3 protein-coding genes are annotated in these 1,155 nt (G+C 37.2%); 2 read left to right on the forward strand and 1 reads right to left on the reverse strand.

What is annotated here, in order from left to right; genetic code table 11:
* A partial coding sequence (locus ACFIKO_RS09270; protein WP_375673885.1) for a lysozyme occupies positions 1-344 on the reverse strand: 344 nt, incomplete at its 3' end.
* Positions 345-487: 143 nt separating this feature from the next.
* Between ACFIKO_RS09270 and ACFIKO_RS09275 the strand changes: the two genes are divergently transcribed.
* Both ACFIKO_RS09275 and ACFIKO_RS09280 read left to right on the forward strand, forming a co-directional pair.
* Positions 488-712: an antitoxin MazE family protein gene (locus tag ACFIKO_RS09275; RefSeq protein ID WP_375620474.1), complete on the forward strand. Its 225-nt coding sequence runs from the start codon at positions 488-490 to the stop codon at positions 710-712.
* Positions 712-1,035: a type II toxin-antitoxin system PemK/MazF family toxin gene (locus tag ACFIKO_RS09280; protein ID WP_375620473.1), complete on the forward strand. Its 324-nt coding sequence runs from the start codon at positions 712-714 to the stop codon at positions 1,033-1,035. Before ACFIKO_RS09275 ends, ACFIKO_RS09280 begins: the two co-directional genes overlap by 1 nt.
* The last annotated feature ends 120 nt before the right edge of the window (positions 1,036-1,155 follow it).

Below are 1,155 nucleotides of genomic sequence, written 5' to 3' on the forward strand. Positions count from 1 at the left end.
GCTTCATATTCACCTTGATTGAGTTTTTTTAACAGTGTCGAGTTACAAAAGGCTCCTGTTCCTACATTATAGCAAAAGGACACTAACGCCGCGAATTGTTCATCTGTTAATGAAACCGTAACAGCGCGTTCAACGGCATTTTCAAATTGTCTTAAGTCTTGGCAAAGAAGTTCTTCTGCTTGCTTTTCAGTGATTGTCATGCCTTTATGAACAAAAGGTTTTCCAGCACTGTTTGTATGTCCATAACCTATTGTCCACATCCCAATGGCATCTTTATAGGCGTTCAAACGCAAACCTTCCCATTGTTTGATAAGTGCTAGTCCTTCTGATGATATTTTTCGCATATGATTCTCCATAAAAAAAGCCCCACACAAGGTGGGGATGAGTGAATATTAAAAATTGCAATTATTGCCTTTTATTAAAAATCTCGTTTCATGTAACTTTTTTCTGTGTTATACGTTACATGAAACATAATGGAGATTTTATTATGGGTACAATGCACGTTAATGAACGGGTTCAAAAACATCGCAATGCGCAAAGAAAAGCAGGTTTGCGCTTAATGCAGATTTGGGTTCCAGATACACGTCAGCCAAATTTTGAAGAAGAGTGTCATCGCCAATGTCGCTTAGTAGCAAAAATGGATAAAGCTGATACATCTATACAATTGTTTATGGACCAATCTTTAATGGATGTTGATGGCTGGACAGAATAATGCGTGGATCTCTCGTCACAATAGCTATGCAAGGCGATTTTGGTAAACCAAGACCTGCGTTAATCATTCAAGCTAATCAATTTAGTGAGCATACAAGTGTAACGGTTTTACCAATTACAAGTACACTTGTTGATGCGCCATTACTCCGCATTACGATTCAGCCAAACACAAAAAATGGCTTACAAAAACCTTCGCAAGTAATGATTGATAAGATTATGACGGTAAGATGTGAAAAAGTTAGTCCAGCTTTCGGCTCCATTCATGCAGATAAAATGGTAGAAATTGAACGCTGTTTAGCTGTATTTTTAGGAATAGTAAAATAAAAATAGTATTTCTTTTTATCATCATAAAATAGCTTTGTTTATCTATCCTCTTCATCCATATGGATAACGCCTTCACCTTCATCACATGCGTCTGGTGGAGCGTTTGGATCAAGGGTATCA

This window comes from Bartonella sp. TS82HLJMH (assembly GCF_042193495.1).
Classification (GTDB): Bacteria; Pseudomonadota; Alphaproteobacteria; order Rhizobiales; family Rhizobiaceae; genus Bartonella; species Bartonella grahamii.

What these genes read in the sequence shown, in the direction of transcription:
- ACFIKO_RS09275 (WP_375620474.1), top strand. Translation starts at nt 488, where the DNA reads ATGGGTACAATGCACGTTAATGAACGGGTTCAAAAACATCGCAATGCG.
- ACFIKO_RS09280 (WP_375620473.1), top strand. Translation starts at nt 712, where the DNA reads ATGCGTGGATCTCTCGTCACAATAGCTATGCAAGGCGATTTTGGTAAA.